Raw genomic sequence first — 25,263 nt, forward strand, 5'->3', positions numbered from 1 at the left:
CACCCCCCCCCCCCCCCCCCCCACCACCCTCACGGCTCCGCTCGCGCAGTCGGCCGCCGCCGAGGGCGCCCCCGTGGGCGCCCCGGCCGCGGCGCATCTTCGGCCCGGCCCGGACGAGGAGGACCGGCAGGGCGCCTCACGCCGTACGGTCTCCGCCTGGCTGCCCTACTGGAACCAGCGGACCGCCTACGCCGACGCGCTGCGCCACGCGGACCAGCTGCACACCGTCAGCCCGTTCTGGTACGAGACCAACTCCGCGACCGCCATCAAGGGTTACGACGGGGCGGGCTCGCGGCGGATCATCGACGGCCTGCACGCCGCCGGCATCAAGGTCGTGCCCACCGTCGTCGAGACCCTGGAGGCCAAGGACATGGCCGCCCTGCTGCTCAGCCCCGGACGCCGCGCGGCCCATGTCGACGCCCTGCTCAAGGTCGCCACCAGCCGCTCGTACGACGGCCTGGACCTGGACTACGAGACCATGGACGCCACCCATGACCGGCGGCTGCGGGACCGCGTACGGGCCGGGTACAGCGCGCTGATCGGCGAGCTGTGCCCGCGGCTGCGCGCCCTGGGCAAGAGCTGCGTGATCACGGTGATGGCCCGCACGGAGGGCAGCGGCGGCGCGTACGACTACGCCTTCATCGGCCGGCACGCCGACCGCATGCGGATCATGGGCTACGACCTGCACTGGTCGGGCGGCGGCCCGGGGCCGCTGTCCTCCCGGGACTGGTACGAGGCCTTCTTGAAGTACGCCACGGCCCGCGTCCCCCGGCACAAGATCGAGGTGGCCTTCCCCGGCTACGGCTGGGACTGGGTCCACGGCTCCACGTCCCGCGCGGGCCATGTGACATGGAAGGAGGCCGAGGCGCTGCGCCGGACCAAGGGCGCCGCCTACCGCTTCGACGCCGACTCCGGCACCCCGCACTTCACCTACAAGGACGGCAAGGACACGCACCTGGTGTGGTACCAGGACGCGCGCGGCGTCACCGCCCAGCTGCCGCTGCTGAAGAAGTACGGGGTGCGCAACACCGGCCTATGGGCGCTCGGATTCGAGGACCCGGGCTTCTGGAGCGCGCTGCGCGCCCAGTAGCCGCAGCGCCGCCTCCGAAGGGGAGCCCTCCTTCGCGGTGTACGTCAGCAGGCCCTGACCGGAGCCGTCGGGCGTCTGCATCAGCTCGAAGTCCAGCTCCAGCGCGCCCACCAGCGGGTGGTGGAAGCGCTTGGTGCCGAAGGTGCAGTTGCTCACCGAGTGCCGCGACCACAGGGCGCTGAACTCGGCGCTCTTCATCGACAACTCACCGACCAGCTCCGCCAGTTGCTGGTCCTCGGGGTGCCGGCCCGCGGCCATCCGCAGTGAGGAGACCGCGCGCCGGGTCTCCATCTCGCGGTCCGGGTACAGCTCGCGGGTGTGCGGGTCCAGGAACAGCAGCCGGTGGGCGTTGGGGCGGTCCAGCGGCCGGGCGGGGCTGTCGAAGTCCAGATGCCCGGCCAGCAGGGCGTGCCCCAGCCGGTTCCAGGCCAGCACTTCGAAGCGCCGGCCCATCGCCATCGCGGGCACCCCCTCCAGCATGTCCAGCAGGCGCAGCACGCCGGGCCTGGCCTTGTCGGGGCGTACGGCGGGGCGGCGCTTGGCCTTGGCGGGGCGGGCCAGTTCGCGCAAGTGCGTCCGCTCGTCCTCGCTCAGGCGCAGCGCGCGGGCCAGCGCGTCCAGCACCCCGTCCGAGGCGTTGTGGCTCTGCCCCTGCTCCAGCCTGGTGTAATACGCGGCGCTCACCCCGGCCAGCTGCGCCAGCTCCTCGCGCCGCAGGCCCGGTACCCGGCGGCGGACGCCGTAGGTGACCAGACCGACGTCCTCGGGCTGGAGCCGGGCGCGGCGGGTGCGCAGAAAGTTTCCCAACTCGGCGGGTTTGTCCATGGAGATCAGTCTCCATCATCGTGCAGCGCCGAGCCTGACCCTGTCAGTACCAGGCACGGACGCCCTGTTCCCCCAGGGATACCGACCGCTTAGTATGCCCACGGCACCGGGGCCCGCGGGCCGCACCCGTCACGACGTCACGAGGTGGAGCTGAAGTGAAGGCATGGCGCGTACATCGCAACGGTGAGCCGCGAGAGGTGATGCGGCTCGAGGACGTGCCCGACCCCCGGCCCGGCCCGGGACAACTGCTGCTGCGGGTACGGGCCGCCGGCGTCAACTTCCCCGACGCGCTGCTGTGCCGCGGCCACTACCAGGTGCGCCCGCCGCTGCCGTTCACACCCGGCGTGGAGATCTGCGGGGAAGTGCTGGAGGCGGGGGAGGGCGTCGCAGCGGACCGCGTGGGGCAGCGGGTGCTGGCCCAACCGCCGCTGCCCGACGGTGGGTTCGCCGAACTGGCCGTCGCGGACGCGGCAGCCGTACGGCCCGCTCCCGAGGCGCTGGACGACGCCGAGGCCGCGGCCCTGCACATCGGCTACCAGACCGGCTGGTTCGCCCTGCACCGCCGCGCGGCCCTCCAGCCGGGCGAGACCCTCCTGGTGCACGCCGCGGCGGGCGGCGTGGGCAGCGCCGCCGTCCAGCTCGGCAAGGCGGCGGGCGCCCATGTGATCGGCGTCGTCGGCGGCGCGGACAAGGCGCGCACCGCCCGCGAACTGGGCTGCGACCTGGTCCTGGACCGGCGCGCGGACGGCATGGACATCGTCGCCGCCGTCAAGGACGCCACCGGCGGCCGGGGCGCGGACGTGGTCTACGACCCGGTCGGCGGCGACGCCTACGCCCAGTCCGTCAAGTGCATCGCCTTCGAGGGGCGGATTGTCGTCGTCGGCTTCGCCGGCGGCACCGTACCCGCCCCGCCCCTCAACCACGCCCTGGTCAAGAACTACTCCATCCTCGGCCTGCATTGGGGTCTCTACAACACCAAGGACCCGGCCGCGGTCGACACCTGCCACCAGGAGCTGACCAAGCTCGCGGCGCAGGGCGCCGTCCGGCCGCTGATCGGCGAGCGGGTGCCGCTGACGGGCGCGGCCGACGCGGTCCAGCGCGTCGCCGACGGCACCACGGTGGGCCGCCTGGCCGTGATCCCCGACGCCGAGGAGAAGCGATGAGCACGGCAGACGACGCGCGGACGGACGGCCCGGCGGGCGGGACCTGCGAGCAGGCACAGCAACTGCGCCGCCGCGTGGCGCGGTTGCTCGCCGCGCACCCGCCGCACTCCACCCCGGCCCCCGACTTCCTGCGGGCCCGCTTCGACGCGGGCCTGGCCTGGGTGCACTTCCCCGAAGGGCTCGGCGGGCTGGGCCTGCCGCGCGCCCTCCAGGCGGTCGTGGAGGCCGAGTTGGCGGCGGCGGGCGCGCCCGACAACAATCCGAGCCGCATCGGCATCGGCCTGGGCATGGCGGCCCCCACCATCCTCCGCTTCGGTACGGAGCAGCAGAAACAGCGCTTCCTGCGGCCGCTGTGGACCGGCGAGGAGGTCTGGTGCCAGCTGTTCAGCGAGCCCGGCGCCGGGTCGGACCTCGCGGCGCTGGCCACCCGCGCCGTACGGGAACCCAGTGCCGATGGGGCCGGCACGGCAGGCGGCGACTGGATCGTGGACGGCCAGAAAGTGTGGACCTCTTCGGCGCACCTGGCCCGCTGGGCGATCCTGATCGCCCGTACCGACCCCGATGTGCCCAAGCACCGCGGCATCACCTACTTCCTGTGCGACATGACCGACCCGGGCGTCGAGGTCCGCCCGCTGCGCCAGATCACCGGCGAGGCGGAGTTCAACGAGGTCTTCCTCACCGGCGTCCGCATCCCCGACGCGCACCGTCTGGGCGAGGTCGGCCAGGGCTGGCAGGTCGCCCAGGCCACCCTCATGAACGAGCGGGTGGCCATCGGCGGCGCCCGCCGGCCCCGCGAGAGCCCGCAGACGTCCGCCGACGGCGCGACCGGCATGATCGGCGTCGCGGCCCAGGCCTGGCGCGACCACCCGGAACTGCGCACCCACGACCTCCACCAGCGCCTGCTGCACCTGTGGACCGAGGCCGAGGTCGCCCGGCTGACCGGCGAGCGGCTGCGCCAGCAACTGGCCAAGGGCGCGCCGGGCCCCGAAGGCAGCGGCCTGAAGCTGTCCTTCGCCCGCCTCGCGCAGGAGATCAGCGGCTGGGAGGTGGAGTTCCTGGCAGAGCAGGGACTGGCCTACGACGACTGGACGCTGCGCCGCCCCGAAGGCGTGGACTTCACCGGCCGCGGGCCCGGCTACCGCTATCTGCGCGCCAAGGGCAACTCCATCGAGGGCGGCACCTCCGAAGTGCTGCTGAACATCGTCGCCGAACGCGTCCTGGGCCTGCCGCCCGAGCCGCGCACCGACAAGGACGCCGCCTGGAAGGACCTGCCCCGATGACCGCGAGCACCCCGGCCGGCCCCGACCTGCTCTACTCCGGGCCCGAGGAAGACCTGCGCGCCGCCGTACGCTCCCTGCTCACCGACCGCGGCGCCCCCGCCAGCGTCCTGGCCCGTATCGAGGACGGCTCCCCGTACGACAGCGGGCTGTGGCGCCCGCTGGCCGCGGACATCGGGACGGCGGGACTGCTGGTGCCGGACAAGCTCGGCGGCCAGGGCGCGGGCCCGCGCGAGGCCGCCGTCGTCCTGGAGGAGCTGGGCCGGGCCGTCGCCCCGGTCCCGTACCTGACCAGCGCGGTCATCGCCACGACGGCGCTGATGGGCTGCGACACGGGCCAGGACGCGGGCGGGGCCGCCGCGCACCTGGCCGCGCTGGCCCGGGGCAGCGCCGTGGGCGTCCTGGCCCTGCCGCTGCCCACCGCGCCGGACCGCCTGCCGCGGACCGCCGTACAGGCCGGCGCCGACGCCACCCTGAGCGGCGAGGTGAGTGCGGTGGCCGACGCGCCCGGCGCCGATGTGCTGCTCGTCCTGGCCCACGAGTCCGACGGGGCTGCGCTGTATGCCGTGGAGGCGTCCGCACCCGGAGTGCGCACCGAGTCCGTCACCCCGCTCGACCTCACCCGCCCGCTCGCCCGGATTGTCCTGGACCACGCCCCCGGACAGCGGCTCGCGGGCCCCGACCGGGCCCCGGCGGCGGTCCGGCGCGCCCTGCTGACCGGCGCCGGACTGCTGGCCTCCGAGCAGCTGGGCATCGCCGAGTGGTGTCTGGAAGAGGCGGTGCGCCACACCCGTCAGCGGCACCAATTCGGCCGTCCCGTCGGCTCGTTCCAGGCCCTGAAGCACCGCATGGCGGCGCTGTGGCTCCAGATCGCCTCGGCCCGCGCCGCGGCCCGCGACGCCGCAGACGCGCTGGCCGGGGACCGTGCGGACGCGGCGCTGTCGGTGGCCGTGGCGCAGGCGTACTGCGCGCCGGTCGCGGTGCGCGCCGCCGAGGAGTGCGTCCAGTTGCACGGCGGCATCGGCATGACCTGGGAGCACCCCGCGCACCTGTATCTCAAGCGGGCCAAGAGCGACGAGATCGCGCTGGGCACGCCGGGGCACCACCGCGGGACGCTGGCGCAGTCCGCCGACCTCCCGGCGCCCTGAGCGCCGGGCGCCGAGCGGTGGCGCGGGGCCGAGGGGCCGCCGTTACGCAACGGTGATGTCGGAAAAGTGCGGTTCAGGTAGCGTCGTACACATGGTCGTACGCATGAAGGTCGCAACCCGAGGCGCACTGCTCCTGCCGGTGCTCGCCATGGTGGCCGCGCTGCTGGCGGTCCTGGCCGCCACGGCGCCCGCCGCCCGAGCGGCAGGAGGCCTCGACGAGGCCGCGGCCGCCCTGCGGAAGGGGCCCGTCCATGTCGACCCACGCGCCGCCGACAAGCTCCCCACCGACCAGGCGGACGCCCTGGCCAAGAAGATCAAGGACGCCGGGAAGCCGGTGTTCGTCGCCGTGCTGCCCGCCGACGCCGACTTCGCGCCCGCGACCCTCTTCCGGGACCTGCGCTCCAAGGTCGGTATCGCGGGCGTGTACGCGGTCCAGCTCGGCGACCGCTTCGACGCCCGCGCCGACCCCCGCGTGATGTCCACCAGCTCGCTCCGCAACCTCGTCGGCGCCGTCAACCGCTCCGGATACGACAGCGCGGACCAGCGGCTGAACAGCTTCGTCGACAGCGCGGACCGACAGGCCGGCGGCCGCGCCCCGTCGGCCTGGGGCGACTCCGGTGACGGCGGGATCGGCACCGGCACCGCCATCGGCCTGGGCGCCCTGGCGGTGGCCGGTGGCGGCGGCGCGTACGCCGTCTACCGCCGCAACAAGAAGCGCAAGGAAGCCGAGGAGCAGGCCCAGCTGGAGGCCCTTCGGGTGGTCGTCGACGAGGACATCACCGCATTCGGCGAGGAACTGGACCGGCTGGACTTCTCGCCGTCCGAGCCCGGCGCCGACGACGCCATGCGCACCGACTACAGCCACGCCCTGGACGCGTACGAGAACGCCAAGACGGCGATGGCCGCGGTGAAGCACCCCGGCGAGGTCCAGGGCGTCACCCAGGCCCTGGAGGACGGCAGGTTCGCCCTGGCCACGCTGGCCGCCCGGCGCGCGGGCGAGCCGCTGCCCGAGCGCCGGCTGCCGTGCTTCTTCGACCCGCGGCACGGCCCGTCCGTCGCCGACATGGAATGGTCCCCGGCCGGCGGCGCACCGCGCACGGTCCCGGTCTGCGCGGCCGACCGCACCCGCCTGGAGGAGGGCCAGGAGCCGATGGCCCGCACGGTCCAGACCGCCGACGGCCAGCGCCCCTACTGGGACGCAGGCCCCGCCTACGGCCCCTGGGCAGGCGGCTACTTCGGCGGCGGCATCCTCCCCGGCCTGCTGGTCGGCACCATGCTCGGCAGCATGATGATGGCCCCCTCCGCCTACGCCTCCGACTTCGGCAACAGCGGCCCCGAGGGCGGCGACTTCACCGGCTCCGACTTCAACTCCGACGACTTCTCCGGCGGCTTCGGCGGCGGTTTCGGAGGCGGCGACGGCGGCGGCTTCGACGGAGGAGGCTTCGGCGGCGGCTTCGGCGACGGCTGACCCGGCCATCGGACACCGGCCGCGCGGTAGCGGGGATCACGTACGCACCACGGTGGTCAACTGCTCGTCGTGTTCGCGATCATGCCTGTGTCGGCATTCCGGGAACCGAGGCGGGGATGGTGCGGGCCGACGGCACCGCTTTGCCTCCGGCCAGTAAGGAACCACGCCATGACCGCGCCGCACGCCTTCCCCCTGGAGCCCACCCCGATCCATGTGTCCGACGAGGTCCTCGACGACCTGCGCGCCCGTCTCGCACTGACCCGTCCGCCGCTGGACGAGGGGAATGAGGACGGGGCCTACGGCGTACCGGACAGCTATCTCCGTGAGCTGGTCGCCTACTGGCGGGACGGCTACGACTGGCGCAAGGCCGAGGCCGCCATCAACGCCTACGAGCACTACCAGGTGAGCGTCGCCGGTGTCCCGGTGCACTTCCTGCGCAAGCCCGGCCGCGGCCCCCGCCCGATCCCGTTGATCCTCACGCACGGCTGGCCGTGGACGTTCTGGCACTGGTCGAAGGTGATCGACCCGCTCGCCGACCCTGCCGCGTTCGGCGGCGACCCCGCCGACGCGTTCGAGGTCATCGTGCCGTCCCTGCCCGGCTTCGGATTCCCCGGCCCGCTCACCGGCTTCCCGGACGTCAACTTCTGGAAGGTCTCCGACCTGTGGCACACCCTGATGACCGAGACCCTGGGCTATGAGAAGTACGCCGCCGGGGGCTGCGACATCGGCGGGATCGTCTCCAGCCAGCTCGGCCACAAGTACGCCGACGAGCTGTACGGCATCCACATAGGCTCCGGACTGCCGCTCGACTTCTTCACCGGCCCCCGCGCCTGGGACTTCGCCCGGAACCGGCCCCTCACCGACGACCAGCCCGCCGACGTCCGCGCCCGCATCGTCGAGATGGACCACCGCTGGGCGCCCCACCTCGCCGTGCACATGCTCGACGGCGCCACCCTGGCGCACGGGCTGAGCGACTCACCCGCCGGACTGCTCGCCTGGCTGCTGGAGCGCTGGGACGCCTGGAGCGACAACGGCGGCGACATCGAGACCGTCTTCTCCAAGGACGACCTGCTCACCCACGCCACGATCTACTGGGCGAACAACTCCATCGCCACGTCGATGCGTTACTACGCCAACGCCAACCGCTACCCCTGGGCCCCCGCCCACGACCGCACCCCCATCGTGCAGGCCCCGGTCGGCCTCACCTTCGTCACGTACGAGAACCCGCCCGGCATCCACACCGCCGACGAGCGCGTCCGAGCGTTCACCTCCGGCCCGCAGGCCGCCTGGTTCCACCACGTCAACGTCAACGCCCACGACCACGGCGGCCACTTCATCCCCTGGGAAAACCCCGACGCCTGGGTGAGCGACCTGCGCCGCACTTTCCGCGGCCGCAGGCCCTGAACGACCCTGCGGCCTGGTCCGGCGACGGATGCCAAGAAGCCGGGGCCCACGGTCGGCGCCTGGGCCGGGGCCCGCCACTCCGGCGGACCACTGGTGTGGCCGATCCTGCGCGCTGGCTGGGGCGTGAACAGGGGCCGCACAGGCGGCTGGTGGCCCATCGCCTCGGTGAGTACACGCGGGCCGGTTTCCGGCAGTGGACCTCGGCCCGCCCGTGGCAGGGGTGAAATCGGGTGCCCAGCCTGCCCGCGCCCCCGGCCGGGCACCGTTCCGGCGCAGCGAACCGCACGACCTCGCACGTCGCCGGTGGACTCCACGCTTCCGCGTCGTACACACCGGCGGCCGCCAAGGGCGCCCCCATAAGGGGCGCGGGGAACTGCGTGACCAGCCCCCACCGGCCCGCGGATTCAAGGCCGCCCTTCCAGCGGCGCGCTCAGCGCCACCACCGGCCGCTTGGCGCCGAGGAAGCGGGCATAGCGGGGGCGCGAGGCGAAGGCGGCGTACGGCCATACCGTCGGGCGGCCCACCTCTGCGCAGAGGTGCAGTACGCGGTCGGTGGACAGGTGGATGCCGACGTGCGCGCCGTATCCCGGTGGGCGTCCGGGCACGGGACCGGCGTCGAAGAGGACGAGGTCCAGTGGGCGCACGGCGGAGAGGGCGGGCACGCGCGCCGTCGCGGTGGTGTCCGCCCAGAGTTCCGCGGAGCGCAGCGGGGGGACGGCGAAGCCGCAGTGGGACAGGACGGCGTAGGCGTAGCGCTGGCAGTTGGCGCCCTGGGAGAGCGGGGCCGAGGCGGCGGGTGCTCCGGGGAACAGGGCCCCGGCGTAAGGGACTTCGCGCAGGGCGGTGGGCAGCGGGCTGCCGTCGGGCAGGAGGGGGAGGGGCGGCTCGGGGGTCATGAGGCCATCGTGCCGGAGGGGGCGGCGGGGCGCGGTTCCTCGATGAGGAGGGCCAGTACGGCACTGGCCAGGTGCAGCGCCGCGAAGATCCACATGACGCCCTGGACGCCGAGCGGGCCGATGAACAGGGTGCCGATCAGCGGGCCGAAGGCGACGCCGGCACCGGCGCCGAGGCTTTAGGCCGACATCACCTGGCCCTTGCGCTCCGGCGCCTGAGCGGTCATCAGCGGCGGCAGGGGTACGTAACCCGCCATGCCCGCGCCCAGCGCACCGGCGGCGACGGCCGCGACCAGGAAGTCGTGGCCGGCCGCGACGGGGAGGTAATACAGCGCGAGGCAGGCCAGCGCGGAGAGCACCCCGCCGCACCAGGCCACCGTCCGCCGCCTGCTCCACCGGTCCCCGAGGGCGCCGAAGACCACCACGAAGGCGAGGTTGGTGCCCATCACGACGGTGAGCGGATTCAGCCACTCCTGCGCCGTAGCTCGGCAGGATCAGCGGGTAGCTGGCGGCGGGGATGGCGACGGCGAGCAGCAGGACGTGGAAGAGGGTCCACAGGCCCGCGCCCAGCGCCATCAGCCGGCGCGGCCCCCAGGCGTCCGGCAGGGCCCCGGCCAGGAAGGCGCCCACCGCCGCCGCGACCCCGTAGGCGGTGAAGACCACCCCGACCGAGCTCTCGGAGAAGCCGAGGCCGACGAGGTACGGCGAGAGGTATCCGGCCTCGATGCCGTCGCCGACCATGAACAGCACCAGCCCGAGGTAGCCCCAGGCCAGGGCCGGGGGTATGCCCGCGCGGCGCAGCAACGGCCGTACGGGGGAAGGGGGTTGGTGCTGCATGGGGGAGGGGGAGAGGGGGCCGGTCACAAGGGAACCTCCGTGCGGGGGAGCGGTCCGAACGCCTCGGTGAGGAAAGCGGCGGAATTCATTCCGGTCAACGCCTTGCACAGACATCACACAAAGTGTGTGATGTTTGGCGGCCCTCCGAGATGCGGGGCAGGTTTCGCAGGAGGTGCACACCGTGGTGCAGAGCCGGGGCTCGGAGGCCGAGGTCGAGCAGCGACGCCGTCGCCTGCTGCGCCAGGTGATCGAGGAGGGCGCGGTCCGTATCGACGCGCTGGCGCAGACCCTCCAGGTCAGCACGATGACCGTGCACCGCGACCTGGCCGACTTGGAGGCCCGCCGGCTGCTGCGCAAGCGGCGCGGGATGGCCGTCGCGCTGCCCGACGTCACCCTGGAGACCACCACCCGCTACCGCGAGTTCCAGGAGACCGAGGCCAAGGAAGCCTTCGCCGGGGTGCTCGTCAAGGAGGTGCACCCCGGTGACACCGTCCTGATGGACTGCGGCAGCACCCTCTTCCCGCTCGCCCGCCGACTGGCGCGTATCGAGGGCCTGACGGTGATCACCAACTCGCTGCGGATCGCCGGGCTGATCGGCGGCACGGGCACCGCGGGCACCGATGTGGTGGTGCTGGGCGGCCGCTACCGCGCCGACTTCGAGGCCTGCGCGGGCTCGGACACCCTGCGCCAACTCGCCCGCATCCGCGCCAACATCGCCTTCTCCTCGCCCACCTCCCTGCAGGCCGGACGGCTCTACCACCCGGTCCAGGAGTGGGCGGACATGAAGGAGGCCATGCAGGGCGCCGCCGACCGCGGTGCGCTGGCCGTGGACCACACCAAGTTCGGCCGTACCGCCACCCACGGCTACGGCGACGCCTCCGGGTACGACCTGGTCGTCACCGACTGCGCCACCCCCAAGGAGGAGGTCGCGGCCATCGAACGGCTCGGCGTCCCCGTCCACATCGTGCGGCCCGCCGGGGCGGCTGCTACCGCCGAGAACCCCGAGACCACCTGACAGGAGTCAGCCCATGCGCGCAGTAGTGATCGAGACCCCGGGGACGTTCTCCGTGCAGACCGTGCCGGACCCCACCCCGGGCCCCGGTGAGGTGGTGCTCAAGGTCGCGGCCGTCGGTATCTGCGGCACCGATGTGCACATCGTGGAGGGCGAGTTCGCGCCCACGCCGTACCCGATCATCCCCGGGCACGAGTTCACCGGCGAGGTCGTCGCCCTCGGCGCGGGCGTCACCGGCGTACGCACCGGGGACAAGGTCGCCGTCGATCCCTCCCTCTTCTGCGGCGCCTGCCACTTCTGCGCGATCGGCCGCGGCAATCTGTGCGAGCGCTGGGGCGCGATCGGGGACACCGTGGACGGCGCGATGGCGGAGTTCGTGAAAGCGCCCGCCGCCAACTGCTACCGGCTCCCGGAGAGTGTGGACCTGGCCCAGGGGACGTTGATCGAGCCGCTGTCCTGCGCGGTGCACGCCTTCGACGTGCTGCCCCGCGACCTGGGCGCGCACTACCTCATCTACGGCGCGGGCACGATGGGCCTGATGATGCTCCAGCTCGCGGTGCGGGCGGGCGCCGCCTCGGTGTCCATGGTCGACATCAACCAGGACCGGCTCAAGGTCGCCGAGCGGCTGGGTGCCGACGCCGTGGCCACCGGCGCCGACGCGCTGGACCGGCCGCAGGGCTGGGAGATCGTCATCGACTGCACGGGCGTCGTACCGGTCATCGAGGACGCCATAGGGCGGGTCCGCCGCGGCGGCACCTATCAGCAGTTCGGGGTGGCGCCCTCGGACGCCACGGCCGCCATCTCGCCGTTCCGTATCTACAACGACGAGATCACGGTGGTCGGCTCGATGGCCGTGGTGCACAGCTTCGGCCGGGCCGTGGAGCTGATGGGCAAGGGGGCCCTGGACGCCGACATCATGATCACGCACGGCTTCGGGCTGGCGGAGTTCACCGAGGCGCTGGAGACCTTCCGCGCCGGAGCGGGCCGCAAGATCCAGATCCGCCCGTCCGCCTGAGACCGTGTGTCCGGGACTGCCCGCCTGAGACCGTCCGCCCGGGACCGTCCGTCTGAGGCGGCCCGCCCGAGACCGTCCGCTTGAGACCGCCCGCCCGAGGGAGTACGAAGCACGATGGCGACCGTCGCCGGGGTGGACAGCTCCACCCAGTCCTGCAAGATCGTCGTCTGTGACGCGGACACCGGACAGGTGCTGCGCCGCGGACGGGCCCCGCACCCCGACGGCACCGAGACCGACCCGCGTCATTGGTGGACTGCCCTGCGAGCGGCCGCTACCGGTCTGCAGGACGGGGTCGAGGCGGTCGCGGTCGCCGGGCAGCAGCACGGCCTGGTCACGGTCGACGCGAGCGGTCGTACGGTGCGCGACGCGCTCCTGTGGCACGACACCCGCTCCGCGTCCGCCGCCGACGACCTGGTGGCCGACCTCGGCGGGCCCGACGCCTGGGCGCGGGCGGTCGGCACCGTACCCGTCGCCGCCATCACCGCCGCCAAGCTCCGCTGGCTGGCCGACCACGAGCCCCGATTCGCCGACCGCACCGCCTCGGTGATGCTCCCGCACGACTGGCTGACCTGGCGGCTGCTCGGCGGCCGGGAGACGGGCGCCGAGCCGGTCACCGACCGCGGCGACGCCTCCGGCACCGGCTACTACTCGCCCGCCGAGGGCCGCTACCGCCCCGACCTGCTCAAGCTCGCCTTCCGCGGGCGCGAACCCGCGCCGCCGCGCGTCCTGGGCCCCCGCGAGGCCGCCGGGCACACCCCCGACGGGACGCTGGTCGCCGCGGGTACCGGCGACAACATGGGCGCGGCCCTGGGCCTGGGCATCGGCGACGGCGATGTGGTGGTCTCGCTGGGCACCAGCGGCACCGCCTTCGCCCGCACCGCGCACCCCACCGCCGACCCGGGCGGCGCGGTCGCCGGCTTCGCGGATGCCACCGGCCGCTTCCTGCCGCTGGTGTGCACCCTGAACGCCGCCCGGGTCCTCAGCTCCACCGCCCGCATGCTCGACACCGACCGCACCGCGCTCGACCCCCTCGCCCGGCAGGCCGAACCGGGCGCCGGCGGCCTTGTCCTGCTGCCTTACCTCGGCGGCGAGCGCACCCCCAACCTCCCCGAGGCGGCGGGCAGTCTGCACGGCATGCGCAAGGCCAACATGTATCCGCACAACCTCGCCCGCGCCGCCGTGGAGGGCATGCTGTGCGGCCTGGCGGACGCGCTGGACGCACTGCGCGGACAAGGCGTGCCCGTACGGCGCGTGCTGCTCACCGGCGGCGCGGCCAAGGCCCCGGTGGTCGGCGAGATCGCGGCCCAGGTCTTCGGCTGCCCGGTGAGCGTGCCGCGCCCCGACGAGTACGTGGCCCTGGGCGCGGCCCGCCAGGCCGCCTGGGCGCTGAGCGGTGCGGAGCAGCCGCCTCGCTGGCCGGTGGCGCAGTCCGTCCGTATCCCGGCGCCCGAGGACGGCGGCGCGGCGGGCACCGAGACCCGCGCGGCCTACGCACGCGCCCGGCAGGCGCTGTACGCACCCCGCTGACCCCTGCCCCGGACCGGTCGGCGCCGGAGTGCGGACCGGTTCCTGGCCGCCCGTTTACATGCGCTTTAATTGCAATCGATTTGCAAGAGCAGTCGATCTCGATGAAGCAAAAGGGGTGTGGGCATGACGGCCCGGTCGATACGGGGAATGGCCGCCACGGCGATGGCCGGCACGGTGGCCTTCGGGGCGGCGGCCTGCTCGACGCCCACCGACGGCACGGGCGGCGCCGGCGGCGCCAAGGACTCCGTCGTGGTGGGCATCGCCAACGAGCCGGAGACTCTCAGCCCGCTCCTCGGCTACGGCAAGGACGGCAACTCCAAGATCTTCGACGGGCTGCTCACCCACGACGCGGCCATGAAGCTCAAGCCGGCCCTCGCCGCGAAGCTCCCGCAGGTCTCCGAGGACGGCAAGACCTACACCTTCACCCTGCGCCAGGGCGTGAAGTTCTCCGACGGCAAGCCCTTCACCGCCGACGACGTCGTCTTCACCTACGACACGATCCTCGACGAGAAGACCAACAACGCCTCCAAGGCCGAACTGGACGCCCTGGACAAGGTCGAGAAGAAGGACGACAAGACCGTCGTCTTCCACCTGAAGTACCCCTACGCGCCGTTCGCCGAGCGCACCGTCCTGGCCATCGCCCCCAAGCACATCGCGGGCAAGCAGGACATCAACAGCGGCTCCTTCACCACCAAGCCCGTCGGTACAGGGCCGTACGTCCTCGCCAACTGGTCCAAGGGCGAGAAGCTCACCTTCAAGGCCAACCCCCACTACTGGGGCGGCGAGCCGAAGGTGAAGAACTTCACCATGGCCGTCATCAAGGAGGACGACGTACGGGCCACCCGGCTCAAGGCCGGTGACCTGGACGGCGCCATCCTGCCGCCCAACCTCGCCGCCACCTTCACGTCCTACAAGGACAAGAAGACCCTCGCCGCCAAGACCTTCGACTACCGCAACGTCACGCTGCCCAGCGCGGGCAAGGTCACCGGCGACAAGGCCGTACGCCGGGCCCTGGACGTGGCCGTGGACCGCAAGGCGATGGTCGACGGCATCCTGGACGGCGCGGGCAAGCCCGCCTACGGCCCGGTGCCCACCGACAGCCCCTGGTTCACCAAGGGCACCGAGCGCGCCCACGACCTGAAGAAGGCCGAGCAGATCCTCGACGAGGCCGGCTGGAAGAAGGGCGCGGACGGCATCCGCGCCAAGGACGGCGAGCGCGCCTCCTTCAAGCTCTGGTACCTCACCGGTGACACCCTGCGCCAGAAGCACGCGCTGGCCTTCGCCTCCGACGCCAAGAAGGCGGGCATCGAGGCCAAGGTCGAGTCGGGCACCTGGGAGGCCATCGAGCCGAACATGAAGAACGACGCGGTGCTCGCGGGCGGCGGCAGCCCGGCCGACCCGGACTTCGACCAGTACCTGCTGCTGCACTCCTCGCTGGCGGGCGACGGCTTCAACAACATGTCGCGCTACGACAACAAGAAGGTCGACCAGGCGCTGGTGGACGCCCGCCGCACGGACGACCCGAAGCAGCGCAAGGCCGCCTACGACACCGTCCAGCGCGAGCTGGTGGACGACCCGGCGTACACCTTCCTCACCCACGTCGACCACATGTACGTGATCAACGACAAGTGGCAGACCGGCGGGGAGGGCCTGACCACCCAGGTCGAGCCGCACGATCACGGCCTGGCCTCCGGCCCGTGGTGGAACGTAGAGGACTGGCAGCCCAAGAAGTGAGCGCGGCAGCCAGGGCGAAGTCCCTCCCCTGGGGGCCGATGGCGCGGATGACGGGACGGCGCGCACTGTTCGCCGTCCCCGTCCTCCTCGCCGTCACCTTCGGGGTGTTCGCGATCGCGGCGGCCTCGCCGTTCGACCCCGTCAAGGCGTACGCGGGCACGGCAGGGCTGACCGCCTCGCAGGAGAACCTCGACCAGATCCGGCACAACCTCGGCGTCGACCAGCCGCTGCCCGCCCGCTGGTGGCACTGGCTGACCGGCGCCCTCACCGGCGACCTCGGCGACTCCGCGACGCTGCGCGCCCCGGTCTCGCAGGTCATCGGCGAGCGCATCGGCTGGTCGGTGCTGCTGTGCGCACTGGCCTTCGTGATCGCGATCGTGCTGGGCACGGTGCTGGGCGTGCTCGCGGCCCGGCGCCGCGGCTCGCTGCTGGACCGGGCCGTCACCTCCGTCGCCTACGCGCTGGAGGCGGCCCCGCCGTTCTGGCTGGGGCTGCTGGCCGTGTGGCTCTTCGCGCTCAAGCTCGGCGTGCTGCCGGCCGGCGGGCTGACCGACACCGGCAGCCAGGTCGCCACCGCCGGGCAGATCGCGAGCCATGTCGTGCTGCCCGCCCTCGTCCTCGCCGTCTCCCAGCTCCCCTGGTTCGTGCTGTACGTACGCCAAGGGGTCGGGGACGCGCTGGAGGAGGACCCGGTGCGCGGCGCGCGGGCGCGCGGGCTGAGCGAACGCACCGTACTGCTGCACCACGCCCTGCGCTCCGGACTGCTCCCGGTGCTGACCCTGATCGGCTCCCGGGTGCCCGAACTGATCACCGGCGCGCTGCTGGTGGAGACCGTCTTCAGCTGGCCGGGCATCGCCTCGGCCACCGTGGACGCCGCCACCAGTGTCGACTTCCCGCTGCTGGCGGCGCTCACGGTGCTGGCCACCGTCGCGGTGCTGCTCGGCAACCTGCTGTCCGACCTGCTGTACGGACTCGCCGACCCGAGGGTGGGCTTCGATGGCTGAGATCACCAAGACGCCCGCCGACGTCACCGCCTGGCACGCGGCGCGCACCCGGCGCTCCGGCGCCCGTACCTCCCGCACCTTGCGGGTGCGTGCCTCCGCCGCGTTGGTCGCGCTGATCGTCCTGGCGGTGCTGCTCGTGCCGCTGTTCGTCCCCCTGGACAAGCAGGCCGTCGACCTGGCCGCCAAACTCCAAGCGCCGTCCCTGGCCCACCCCTTCGGCACCGACGAGGTCGGCCGCGACCTGCTGCTGCGCTGTGTGTACGGGCTGCGCGTCTCGCTGCTGGTCGGGGTGGTCGCGGCGGTGGCCGCCACCGTCATCGGCACCGCGGTCGGCGCGCTGGCCGGGGCGCTGGGCGGCTGGACCGACCGCGCCGTGATGCGTGTGGTGGACCTGTTCTCCTCCGTGCCGCACCTGCTGCTCGGTGTCTTCATCGTGGCGATGTTCCGCCCTGGCGTGTGGCCGGTGGTCATCTCCGTCGCGCTGACGCACTGGCTGTCCACCGCGCGCATCGTGCGGGCCGAGGTGCTCTCGCTGCGCTCGCGCCCCTACATCGACGCCGCGGTCTCCGGCGGCGCCTCCCGGTGGCGGGTGACGGTAAGGCACCTGCTGCCCGGCGTACTGCCGCAGGCCGGACTGGCCGCCGTCCTGATGGTGCCGCACGCCATCTGGCACGAGTCCGCGCTGTCCTTCCTGGGCCTGGGCCTGCCCGCGCACGAGGCGAGCCTGGGCACCATGGTCAACGCCGCGCGCGGCACGCTGCTGGCGGGCGACTGGTGGCCCACCCTCTTCCCCGGCCTGTTCATCATCGTCCCCACCCTCGCCATCGCGGGCCTGGCCGGCGCCTGGCGGGAGCGGATCAACCCGCGCCGCCGATCGGAGCTGATGCTGTGACCACGTCCGCGCCCGCCTCCGAGAACACGCCCGCGCGCCCCCGCACGGTGGGCGCAGAGCGTCCCGAGGCCGCTCCTGTCCTGTCCGTACGCGGCCTGTCCGTACGCTTCCGGATGCGCGGCGGCCGGCATGTCGCCGCCGTCACCGACGCCTCCTTCGACCTCGCGCCGGGGCAGTGCCTGGCCCTGGTCGGCGAGAGCGGCTGCGGCAAGTCCGTACTGGCCTCCGCGCTGCTGGGCCTGCTGCCCGGCAACGCGCAGACGGCCGGATCGGCGCTGCTGGGGGAGGTGGAGCTGCTCACCGCCACCGAGCGCGAACTGGCCCGTTCGGTACGCGGCCGCCGCATCGGGCTCGTACCGCAGTCGCCCGCCGCCCACCTCACGCCCGTACGCACCGTACGCGCCCAACTGGAGGAGACCGTCCGGGAGTTGACGGGCACCGCCAAATACGAGGTGCGGGCCGCGGCACTGGCGGCGGCCGAGCGCGCCGCGTTCCCCGCCGACCACCTGGACCGCTATCCGCACCAGCTCTCCGGCGGGCTCGCCCAGCGCGCGGCGACCGCCCTGGCCCTGGTCGGTGACGCACCGCTGCTGCTCGCCGACGAGCCCACCACCGGGCTGGACCGCGAGCTGGTGCACCGCACCGCCGACGAACTGCGCCGCCATGTCGACGAGGGCCACGCGCTCTTGATGATCACCCACGACCTGGAGGCGGCCGAGCGGATCGCCGACCGCGTCGCGGTGATGTACGCCGGACGGATCGTCGAACTCGCCGACGCCCAGGCCTTCTTCGGCAGCCCGGGCCCCCGCCACCCCTACGCCCGCGGCCTGCTCGACGCCCTCCCGGGGCGCGCCTTCACCCCCATCCCCGGCATGCCCCCCGAACTGGGCGCGCTCCCCGAGGGCTGTGCCTTCGCGGCCCGCTGCGAGCGCGCCACGGACCGCTGCGCCACCGTCCCCGCGCTGACCGACGGGGTCGCCTGCCACCACGCCCCGGAGCCGGCCGATGCTTGAACTGCGTGACATCACCGCCGGATACGACCGGCGCGACCCCGTCGTACGCGGTGTGTCGCTCACCGTCGAACCGGGCCGGGCCATCGGGCTGCTCGGCCCCAGCGGCTGCGGCAAGTCCACCCTGGCCCGGGTCGCCGCCCTGCTGCACCGGCCCGACGCGGGGACGGTCCTCCTGGACGGCGAGCCGGTCACCGCCTGGCGCCACCGCGCGCCCCGCGAGCACCGCACCGCCTTCGGCGTCATCTTCCAGCAGCCCCGGCTCTCCGCCGACCCCCGCCTGCGCCTGTCCGACCTGATCGCCGAACCCCTGCGCGCGACCGGCCGCCGCGCCGAAATCCCCGCCCGCATCGCCGAGTTGGCCCCCGCCGTCGGCCTGAGCGACGACCTGCTGGCCCGCCGCCCCCACGAGGTCAGCGACGGCCAGCTCCAACGCGCCTGCCTGGCCCGCGCCCTGGTCCTGCGCCCCCGCTACCTCATCTGCGACGAGATGACCGCCATGCTGGACGCCTCGACAACGGCCGCACTGGTAGCGGTCGTTGAGGCCTACCGCCACGAAACCGGCGCGGGCCTCCTCGCCGTCGGCCACGACCGCACCCTCCTGGACCGCTGGTGCGACCGCACGGTGCGGTGGGAGGAACTGGCGCCCTAGGGCGTGTCGGCAAAGTCAGGCCTCTTCGGTCGGACCGGAGGCCGGACCGGAGCGCGCGACCACCATCACCTCGGTCCCCGCCGCCCGTACGGCCGCCACTTCCTCCGCCGCCAGGCCGTCGTCCACGATCACCAGGGCGAAGGCGGACAGCGGCGCGAGGGCGTACAGGCCGTCCTTGGTGAACTTGGTGTGGTCCACGATCAGGACGCTGCGCGCGGCGCTCTCCATCATGGCCCGCTTGACCTGCACGGTCTCCGGAGAGGTGTGGTAGCAGCGGCCGTTGGTGACGGCGGTGGTGGACAGGAACAGGACGTCGGCGCGGAAGGCGCGTACCGAGTCGGCGGTGTGCAGGCCCATGAAGGCGTCGTACGCGGGGAAGTACGCGCCGCCCAGGGTGATCAGGGAGATGCCCGGCTCCTTGGCGAGGGTGGTGACGGCGGGCAGCGAGTTGGTGATCACGGTGAGCGGGGTGTGCCCGGCGAACTGGTGGGCCAGCAGCAGACAGGTGGTGCTGTCGTCGAGCAGCACCGTCTGGCCGGGGGCCAGCAGTGTCGCCGCCGCGCGGGCCAGGGCCTGCTTGGTCTGCGCCATGGTCGCCATGCGCTCGCTGACGCTGCCGTGGAACTGCGCCGAGGGCAGACCCGTCGCGCCGCCGCGCACCTTGCGCAGCCAGCCCTGCGCCTGAAGGGCGTCCAGATCGCGGTGCGCGGTCATCAGCGAGACGCCGAACTCCTCGGCCAGCGCCGCGGTCCGCACGAATCCGCGCGCCAGGACGGCCTCCCGCATCCGGCGTCGCCGCTCCTCCTGCACATCGAGCCGGTCCACTTTCCGGCCTCCTCACCCACACACTCATGTGAAGTAGCCACGTTATCTTCGCACGGACTTCACGCGCGAAAGCCGCTCCCCGCCTCGCGCACACAGGGCCCGGAGCCGCCCCGGCGGTCAACGCACCACGGCGGGCCGCGGCCCCGATGCGAAGATCTCCGCGGCGATTGACCGGTCCTTTGGCCGGAATGTTGCATCGGTGTCACCGACCCCACCGCAGCTCCGTCCCCGACCCCCGACCCGCCGCCGCAGAAAGGGGAGCTTCAATGGCGAACCCTCCTCCATCGACTGTGCGTTTGCTGATAACACGGCTGGGCATGCCGCCCGCCATCTCCTGGGGCTATCTCGGCATCCTCGTCTTCATGACCGGCACCGGCATCGAGGCCGGTTACCTCGCGCCGTACCTGTCCGAACTGGGCGTGGCACCCTCCGACGTCGCCACGGTCTTCACCGTCTACGGCGTCACCGGCACCGTCGCCGCCTGGTTCGCCGGTGCCCTGTCGGACCTGTGGGGCCCGCGCAAGGTCATGTGGCTGGGCCTGACCGCCTGGGTCGTCGCCCAGGTCTTCTTCCTCACCGTCGCGATCCCCGCCGCCGACTACCCCCTCCTGCTGCTCGGTTACGGGCTGCGCGGCCTGGGCTACCCGCTCTTCGCGTACGCCTTCCTGGTCTGGATCGCCGCCGTCGCGCCGCGCCGCCAGATGGGCAGCGCCATGGGCTGGTTCTGGTGCGCCTTCTCCGCCGGACTGCCCACCCTCGGCTCGCTGACCGCCGGTGCGCTGCTGCCGCACATCGGCGAGTACGCCACCTTGTGGGCCGCGCTCGGCGTCGTGGCCGTGGGCGGCCTGATCCCGCTGCTGCTGATCCGCGAACGCACCGGCTCGCACCGCCTGGCCCCCGAGGGCACCAGCCCGATGGCCGGGCTGGTCGGCAGCCTCACCATCCTCTACCGCAACCCGCGGGTGGGCACCGGAGCCCTGGTCCGCACGATCAACACGGCCTCGCAGTTCGGGTTCCTGGTGATGCTGCCCGCCTTCTTCACCGAGCGCGTCGGCTTCACCATGGGCCAGTGGCTCCAGCTGCTGAGCATCATGTTCGCCACCAACATCGTCACCAACCTGCTCTTCGGTGTCCTGGGCGACAAGCTCGGCTGGCGCACCACCGTCGCCTGGTGCGGAGGGGTGGGCTGCGCGGTGTCCACCCTCGCCCTGTACTACGCCGTGGACGCGGCGGGCCCGAACTTCGCCGTCGCCGTGCTGGCCGCCGTCTTCTACGGTGCCACCCTCTCCGGCTACGTACCGCTGTCCGCCCTGATGACGGCGATCGCGCCCCGCCACAAGGGGCAGGCGATGGCCGCCCTCAACCTCGGCGCGGGCGCCAGCGCCTTCGCGGGACCGGCGATCGTGGCAGTCTTCCTGGGACCGGCCGGTGTCGTGGGAGTCGTATGGATCTTCGCTGCCCTGCACGCGGCCAGCGCGCTGCTCACCGCCTTCCTCAAGGCCCCCGAGAAGGCCCCCGAGAAGGCCCCCGAGAAGGCCGCTGAGGAGACCGCCAAGAAGGCCCCGGACACAGCCCCCGACGCCACCCCGGCCGACCCCCTGCCGCAGCCGCGGCAGCCCGGCCCTCGGACCGCCGGCGCACCCGCCGCGAAGGGACGGTGACCCACCATGTCGGTACTCGCCATCGACGTCGGCACCACCATGATCAAGTCCGTGGTCTTCGACGACCGGGGCCGGGAGATCGCCGTCTCCCGCCAGGCCACCGAAGTGCTGCGCCCGCACCCCGGCTGGGCCGAGCAGGACATGGACACCGTCTGGAACGCCGTCGTCTTCACCGTCCGCAACGTCCTGTCCGACCTGTCCGGCCTGTCCGACCCCGTCTGGCTGGTGTCCTTCACCGCCCAGGGCGACGGCGCCTGGCTGGTGGACGACCGCGGCCGCCCCACCGGGCCCGCCATCCTGTGGTCCGACGGGCGGGCCGGCGACCTGGTCGCCCAGTGGCAGCGCGCGGGCGTCCTGGAGGCCGCCTTTCGCCGCAATGGCTCATTGACCTGCGCCGGCATGCCCAATGCCCTCTTCGCCTGGCTCGCCGCCCACGACCCCGACCGGCTGGCCCGATCCAGCACCTGCCTGACCGCCGCCGGCTGGCTCTTCCTGCGCCTGACCGGCGTACGGGCCACCGACGAGTCGGACGCCTCGGCGCCGTTCCTGGACCACACCACCGGCGACTACGACCCGGCCGTCATCGAGCTGTTCGGCATGCAGGCCCACCGGCGGCTGCTGCCCGAGGTGCTGGGGGAGTCCGAGCGGATCGCCGAGATCACCTCCGAGGCCGCGGGGCAGCTCGGCCTGCCCGCCGGCCTCCCGGTGGTCATGGCCCCGTACGACATCGCCTCCACCGCCCGCGGCGTCGGCGTGGTCAACCCCGGCCAGGCCTGCGCCATCCTCGGCACCACCCTGTGCACCGAGATCGTCCGCAAGAGCGTGGACACCACCGGCGAACCCTCCGGCATCAACATCGCCTACCGCGGCCGCGAACGCGTGCTGCGCGCCTTCCCCACCCTCAACGGCGCCGAAGTGCTGGGCTGGGCGGCCCGCACCCTGCACCTCTCCGGCCCGCCCGAACTCGCCCGCCTCGCCTTCGAGTCCGAGCCCGGCGCCCACGGCCTGATGTTCCTGCCCTACCTCTCCCCGGCGGGCGAGCGCGCCCCCTTCCTGGACCCGCGCGCCCGCGGCGCCCTGTGGGGGCTGTCCCTGGAGCACTCCCGCGCCGATGTGGCCCGCGCGGTCCTGGACGGCCTCTCGCTGGTGCTGCGCGACTCCCTCGCCGCCTCCCGTACGGAGGTGACCGAGCTGCGGCTGTGCGGCGGCGGCGCCAACAGCGACGAGTGGTGCGCACTGATCGCGGACGCCACCGGCGTGCCCACCGCCCGCTCCGGCGACACCGAACTGGGCGCCAAGGGCGCCTTCCTCACCGGCCTGGTGCTGTGCGGAGCGGAGTCCAGCATGCACAGCGCCGCCGCCAAGTACGTCCGGATGCACCGGAGTTGGGAGCCGGACCCGGAGCGCGCCGCCCTGTACGGCGAGCTGTACGAGGACTTCCTGCACTGGCGCGACATCGCCCGCGAGGCCGGCTGGAAGGGCGGGGGAGCCCAGCCACCGAGACCACTGGACGGAGCCCCCGCCCTCCCTCGGCAGGCCGCGTCCCCGCAGACGGCAGCGGGCCCGCGGCCGCCCCGGACGACTGGCTCCACTGACCCCGGTGACCCCACTGCCCCCACCGACCCCGCATCAGGAGACCTGCGTGTCTGACCACCGAGCCACCCGCCCCGCCCTCGACGGCGTCTGGCTGGGCCTGGACCTGGGCACCCAGAGCGCCCGCTGCGTCGCCGTCGACGGCACCGGGCGCCTGCTGGCCGCCGCCTCCCGCCCCCTGGACAGCCACCGCACCGGAGTCCGCCACGAACAGGACCCCGAGCAGTGGTGGAGCGCCCTGTCCGCCGCCTGCCGCGAGGCGCTTGCAGGCGTCGACCCCGCGCGCGTACGGAGCCTGGCCCTCGACGGCACCTCCGGCACCGTCCTGCTCGCCGACGCCACCGGACGCCCGGTGACGCCCGGCCTGATGTACGACGACGGGCGCGCCGCCGACCAGGCCGCCGCCGTCAACAAGGCCGGTGCCGCCGTCTGGGAAGCGCTCGGCTACCGCAGCATGCAGCCCTCCTGGGCGCTGCCCAAGCTGCTCTGGCTGGCCGAGCACGGCCACACCGGCGACCGGCTGCTGCACCAGGTGGACCTCATCACCTGGCGGCTGGCCGGACGGCAGGTCGCCGCCGACGCCAGCCACGCCCTGAAGAGTGGCTACCACCTCGTCGAGGAGCGCTGGCCGCGCCAGGTCATGGACCAACTGGGCCTGCCTCAGGGCTTGTTCCCCGACGTCGTACGGCCCGGAAGCGTCCTCGGCGCGGTCTGCGCGGCCGCCGCCGAGGCCACCGGCATCCCCGAGGGCACCACGATCGTGGCGGGCATGACGGACGGCTGCGCCGCCCAGATCGGCGCGGGCGCCCTTCAGCCGGGCGCCTGGAACTCCGTACTGGGCACCACCCTGGTCCTGAAGGGAATGAGCCCCCACCTGGTCCGCGACCCGGCGGGCGTCGTCTACTGCCACCGCGGACCGGGGGAGCGCTGGCTGCCCGGCGGCGCCTCCAGCTCCGGCGCCGGCGCCCTGTCCCGGCGCTTTCCCGGCGAGGACCTCGACGCCCTCACCGCCGCCGCCCGCGACCAGGAGAACGGCGCCGTCGCCTACCCCCTGGTCTCCACCGGCGGCGAGCGCTTCCCCTTCCGCGCCCCCGAGGCCGAACCCTTCCTCCTGGGCCAAGTCGCCACCCGCGCCCAGGAGTTCCACGCCCACCTGCTCGGCGTCGCCTGCCTGGAACGCCTCTGCTTCGACTACCTCGACCACCTCGGCGCCCCCGTCGACGGGCCGCTCACCCTCACCGGCGGCGGCGCCCGTAATACCTACTGGAACACCCTGCGCGCCGAGGTGCTGGGCCGTACCGTCCGCCTCCCCGAGCAGGCCGAGGGCGCCATCGGCATGGCCGTACTCGCCGCGACCAGCTCCGGCGCCACCCTCCAGGAGGCCGCCGCCGCGATGGTCCGCATCCGTACGGAGATCACCCCCGACCCGGCCCGCACCGCCCACCACACCCCCGCCTACCTCCGCTTCCTCGACGAACTCACCCGCCGTGGCTGGCTCGACCAGACCGTGGCCGACCACGCCCGCAGGAGGGCCGCACCGTGACCGACTTCATCCTGGTACGCCACGGCGAGACCGTCTGGCACGCCGAGAACCGCTACGCCGGACGCACCGACGTGCCGCTGACCGAGCGCGGCCACGAGCAGGCCCGCGCCCTCGCCGACTGGGCCGTCACCGCCCGCCTGGACGGCGTCTGGAGCTCCCCGCTCTCCCGCGCCCGCCTCACCGCGGCCCCCGCGGCCCACGCCTGCGGACTGACCCCGCGCATCGACGAACGCCTCTACGAGGTCGACTTCGGCCGGGGCGACGGCCTCACCCGCGACGAAATGCGCCGGCGCTTCCCGCGCGAGCTGGAGGCGTTCCTCGCCGACCCCGTCGGCAACCACCTCCCCGGCGGCGAGGACCCGCGCCGCGCCGCCGAGCGCGCCGCCGACTGCCTGGCCGACATCGCCCGCGAGCACCCCGAGGGCCGGATCCTCCTGGTCGCCCACTCCACCCTCGTACGCGTCCTGCTCTGCCTGAAGCTGGGCATCCCGCTCGCCGACTACCGGCGGGTCTTCCCCCAGCTCCACAACGGCGCTCTGACCGAACTCCGCCTGACCGACGGCGGGGCCGCTTTGCTGCGGCTCAACGCTCCGGCCCTGGCCTCCGCCCCTCACTGACCGCCCTGCTTGCGGTCTTTGTCCGGCTCTTCAGGGGGTGCTCCTTCTGACCGAACTCCGCCTGACCGACGGC

Annotated in this window: 22 protein-coding genes and 1 pseudogene; 18 read left to right on the plus strand and 5 right to left on the minus strand. The window is 73.4% G+C overall.

Annotation, left to right across the window (positions count from 1 at the left end; translation table 11 throughout):
• Positions 1-1,090: glycosyl hydrolase family 18 protein (locus tag AC4IJH_RS39270; protein WP_490856788.1), on the plus strand; the 1,090-nt coding region annotated here is incomplete at its 5' end.
• Here AC4IJH_RS39270 and AC4IJH_RS39275 read toward each other — a convergent pair.
• A complete protein-coding gene (locus AC4IJH_RS39275) occupies positions 1,034-1,915 on the minus strand; it encodes a helix-turn-helix transcriptional regulator (protein WP_490856789.1) in 882 nt (293 codons plus the stop codon). The genes AC4IJH_RS39270 and AC4IJH_RS39275 overlap by 57 nt on opposite strands.
• Before the next feature lie 155 nt (positions 1,916-2,070).
• On the opposite strand from AC4IJH_RS39275, the gene AC4IJH_RS39280 reads away from it, so the two are divergent.
• From AC4IJH_RS39280 to AC4IJH_RS39300, 5 genes are all read left to right on the plus strand, one after another.
• Complete coding sequence (locus AC4IJH_RS39280) at positions 2,071-3,078, plus strand: NADPH:quinone oxidoreductase family protein (RefSeq protein WP_490856790.1); 1,008 nt, start codon at positions 2,071-2,073, stop codon at positions 3,076-3,078.
• Positions 3,075-4,358, plus strand: a complete 1,284-nt coding sequence (locus tag AC4IJH_RS39285) for an acyl-CoA dehydrogenase family protein (protein WP_490856791.1) — start codon at positions 3,075-3,077, stop codon at positions 4,356-4,358. Before AC4IJH_RS39280 ends, AC4IJH_RS39285 begins: the two co-directional genes overlap by 4 nt.
• Positions 4,355-5,503 (plus strand): acyl-CoA dehydrogenase family protein, encoded by a 1,149-nt coding sequence (locus tag AC4IJH_RS39290; RefSeq protein ID WP_490856792.1) that lies wholly within the window; start codon positions 4,355-4,357, stop codon positions 5,501-5,503. The genes AC4IJH_RS39285 and AC4IJH_RS39290 overlap by 4 nt, the downstream gene beginning before the upstream one ends.
• Before the next feature lie 103 nt (positions 5,504-5,606).
• The gene (locus AC4IJH_RS39295) at positions 5,607-6,971 is read left to right on the plus strand and encodes a hypothetical protein (RefSeq protein WP_490856793.1); all 1,365 of its coding nucleotides are present in this window, start codon (positions 5,607-5,609) and stop codon (positions 6,969-6,971) included.
• Between the two features lie 168 nt (positions 6,972-7,139).
• Positions 7,140-8,375 (plus strand): epoxide hydrolase family protein, encoded by a 1,236-nt coding sequence (locus AC4IJH_RS39300; RefSeq protein ID WP_490856794.1) that lies wholly within the window; start codon positions 7,140-7,142, stop codon positions 8,373-8,375.
• 404 nt (positions 8,376-8,779) lie between these two features.
• On the opposite strand, the gene AC4IJH_RS39305 is transcribed toward AC4IJH_RS39300, so the two are convergent.
• The 3 genes and pseudogenes from AC4IJH_RS39305 to AC4IJH_RS39315 form a co-directional block, all read right to left on the minus strand.
• A complete protein-coding gene (locus AC4IJH_RS39305) occupies positions 8,780-9,271 on the minus strand; it encodes a cell wall hydrolase (RefSeq protein ID WP_490856806.1) in 492 nt (163 codons plus the stop codon).
• A gap of 176 nt (positions 9,272-9,447) precedes the next feature.
• Positions 9,448-9,714, minus strand: coding sequence for an MFS transporter (locus AC4IJH_RS39310; RefSeq protein WP_490856807.1), 267 nt, complete (start codon positions 9,712-9,714; stop codon positions 9,448-9,450).
• Positions 9,715-9,817: 103 nt separating this feature from the next.
• Positions 9,818-10,219: pseudogene (locus tag AC4IJH_RS39315) on the minus strand (MFS transporter); the annotation flags it as partial.
• A gap of 67 nt (positions 10,220-10,286) precedes the next feature.
• Between AC4IJH_RS39315 and AC4IJH_RS39320 the strand changes: the two are divergent.
• The 8 genes from AC4IJH_RS39320 to AC4IJH_RS39355 all read left to right on the plus strand — a co-directional run bounded on the left by AC4IJH_RS39320 (position 10,287) and on the right by AC4IJH_RS39355 (position 18,951).
• Entirely contained in the window at positions 10,287-11,120 is an 834-nt protein-coding gene (locus tag AC4IJH_RS39320; protein WP_490856795.1) for a DeoR/GlpR family DNA-binding transcription regulator, read from the plus strand.
• 13 nt (positions 11,121-11,133) lie between these two features.
• Positions 11,134-12,132, plus strand: coding sequence for a zinc-dependent alcohol dehydrogenase family protein (locus tag AC4IJH_RS39325; protein ID WP_490856796.1), 999 nt, complete (start codon positions 11,134-11,136; stop codon positions 12,130-12,132).
• Between the two features lie 114 nt (positions 12,133-12,246).
• Positions 12,247-13,659, plus strand: a complete 1,413-nt coding sequence (gene xylB, locus AC4IJH_RS39330; RefSeq protein WP_490856797.1) for a xylulokinase — start codon at positions 12,247-12,249, stop codon at positions 13,657-13,659.
• A 123-nt stretch (positions 13,660-13,782) separates the two neighbouring features.
• Positions 13,783-15,393 (plus strand): ABC transporter substrate-binding protein, encoded by a 1,611-nt coding sequence (locus AC4IJH_RS39335; protein ID WP_490856798.1) that lies wholly within the window; start codon positions 13,783-13,785, stop codon positions 15,391-15,393.
• Positions 15,394-15,440: 47 nt separating this feature from the next.
• Positions 15,441-16,397 carry an ABC transporter permease gene (locus AC4IJH_RS39340; RefSeq protein WP_490856808.1) on the plus strand — a complete coding sequence of 319 codons (957 nt, stop codon included), beginning with the start codon at positions 15,441-15,443 and terminating at the stop codon, positions 16,395-16,397.
• Positions 16,390-17,289 (plus strand): ABC transporter permease, encoded by a 900-nt coding sequence (locus tag AC4IJH_RS39345; protein WP_490856799.1) that lies wholly within the window; start codon positions 16,390-16,392, stop codon positions 17,287-17,289. The genes AC4IJH_RS39340 and AC4IJH_RS39345 overlap by 8 nt, the downstream gene beginning before the upstream one ends.
• Before the next feature lie 113 nt (positions 17,290-17,402).
• On the plus strand, positions 17,403-18,302 hold the full coding sequence (locus AC4IJH_RS39350) for an ABC transporter ATP-binding protein (protein WP_490856809.1): 900 nt from the start codon (positions 17,403-17,405) through the stop codon (positions 18,300-18,302).
• Complete coding sequence (locus AC4IJH_RS39355) at positions 18,295-18,951, plus strand: ABC transporter ATP-binding protein (RefSeq protein WP_490856800.1); 657 nt, start codon at positions 18,295-18,297, stop codon at positions 18,949-18,951. Before AC4IJH_RS39350 ends, AC4IJH_RS39355 begins: the two co-directional genes overlap by 8 nt.
• Positions 18,952-18,966: 15 nt before the next feature.
• On the opposite strand, the gene AC4IJH_RS39360 is transcribed toward AC4IJH_RS39355, so the two are convergent.
• Positions 18,967-19,776 (minus strand): DeoR/GlpR family DNA-binding transcription regulator, encoded by an 810-nt coding sequence (locus AC4IJH_RS39360; RefSeq protein WP_490856801.1) that lies wholly within the window; start codon positions 19,774-19,776, stop codon positions 18,967-18,969.
• 290 nt (positions 19,777-20,066) lie between these two features.
• Between AC4IJH_RS39360 and AC4IJH_RS39365 the strand changes: the two genes are divergently transcribed.
• Genes AC4IJH_RS39365 through AC4IJH_RS39380 form a run of 4 tightly spaced genes read left to right on the plus strand, consistent with a single transcriptional unit; the run spans position 20,067 to position 25,190 of the window.
• Entirely contained in the window at positions 20,067-21,437 is a 1,371-nt protein-coding gene (locus AC4IJH_RS39365) for an MFS transporter (RefSeq protein ID WP_490856802.1), read from the plus strand.
• Positions 21,438-21,443: 6 nt separating this feature from the next.
• Positions 21,444-23,087 (plus strand): FGGY-family carbohydrate kinase, encoded by a 1,644-nt coding sequence (locus AC4IJH_RS39370; RefSeq protein WP_490856803.1) that lies wholly within the window; start codon positions 21,444-21,446, stop codon positions 23,085-23,087.
• Positions 23,080-24,573: an FGGY-family carbohydrate kinase gene (locus tag AC4IJH_RS39375; RefSeq protein ID WP_490856804.1), complete on the plus strand. Its 1,494-nt coding sequence runs from the start codon at positions 23,080-23,082 to the stop codon at positions 24,571-24,573. The genes AC4IJH_RS39370 and AC4IJH_RS39375 overlap by 8 nt, the downstream gene beginning before the upstream one ends.
• Positions 24,570-25,190, plus strand: a complete 621-nt coding sequence (locus tag AC4IJH_RS39380) for a histidine phosphatase family protein (protein ID WP_490856805.1) — start codon at positions 24,570-24,572, stop codon at positions 25,188-25,190. The genes AC4IJH_RS39375 and AC4IJH_RS39380 overlap by 4 nt, the downstream gene beginning before the upstream one ends.
• Positions 25,191-25,263: the final 73 nt, after the last annotated feature.

This window comes from Streptomyces sp. UF-297, assembly GCF_058245575.1.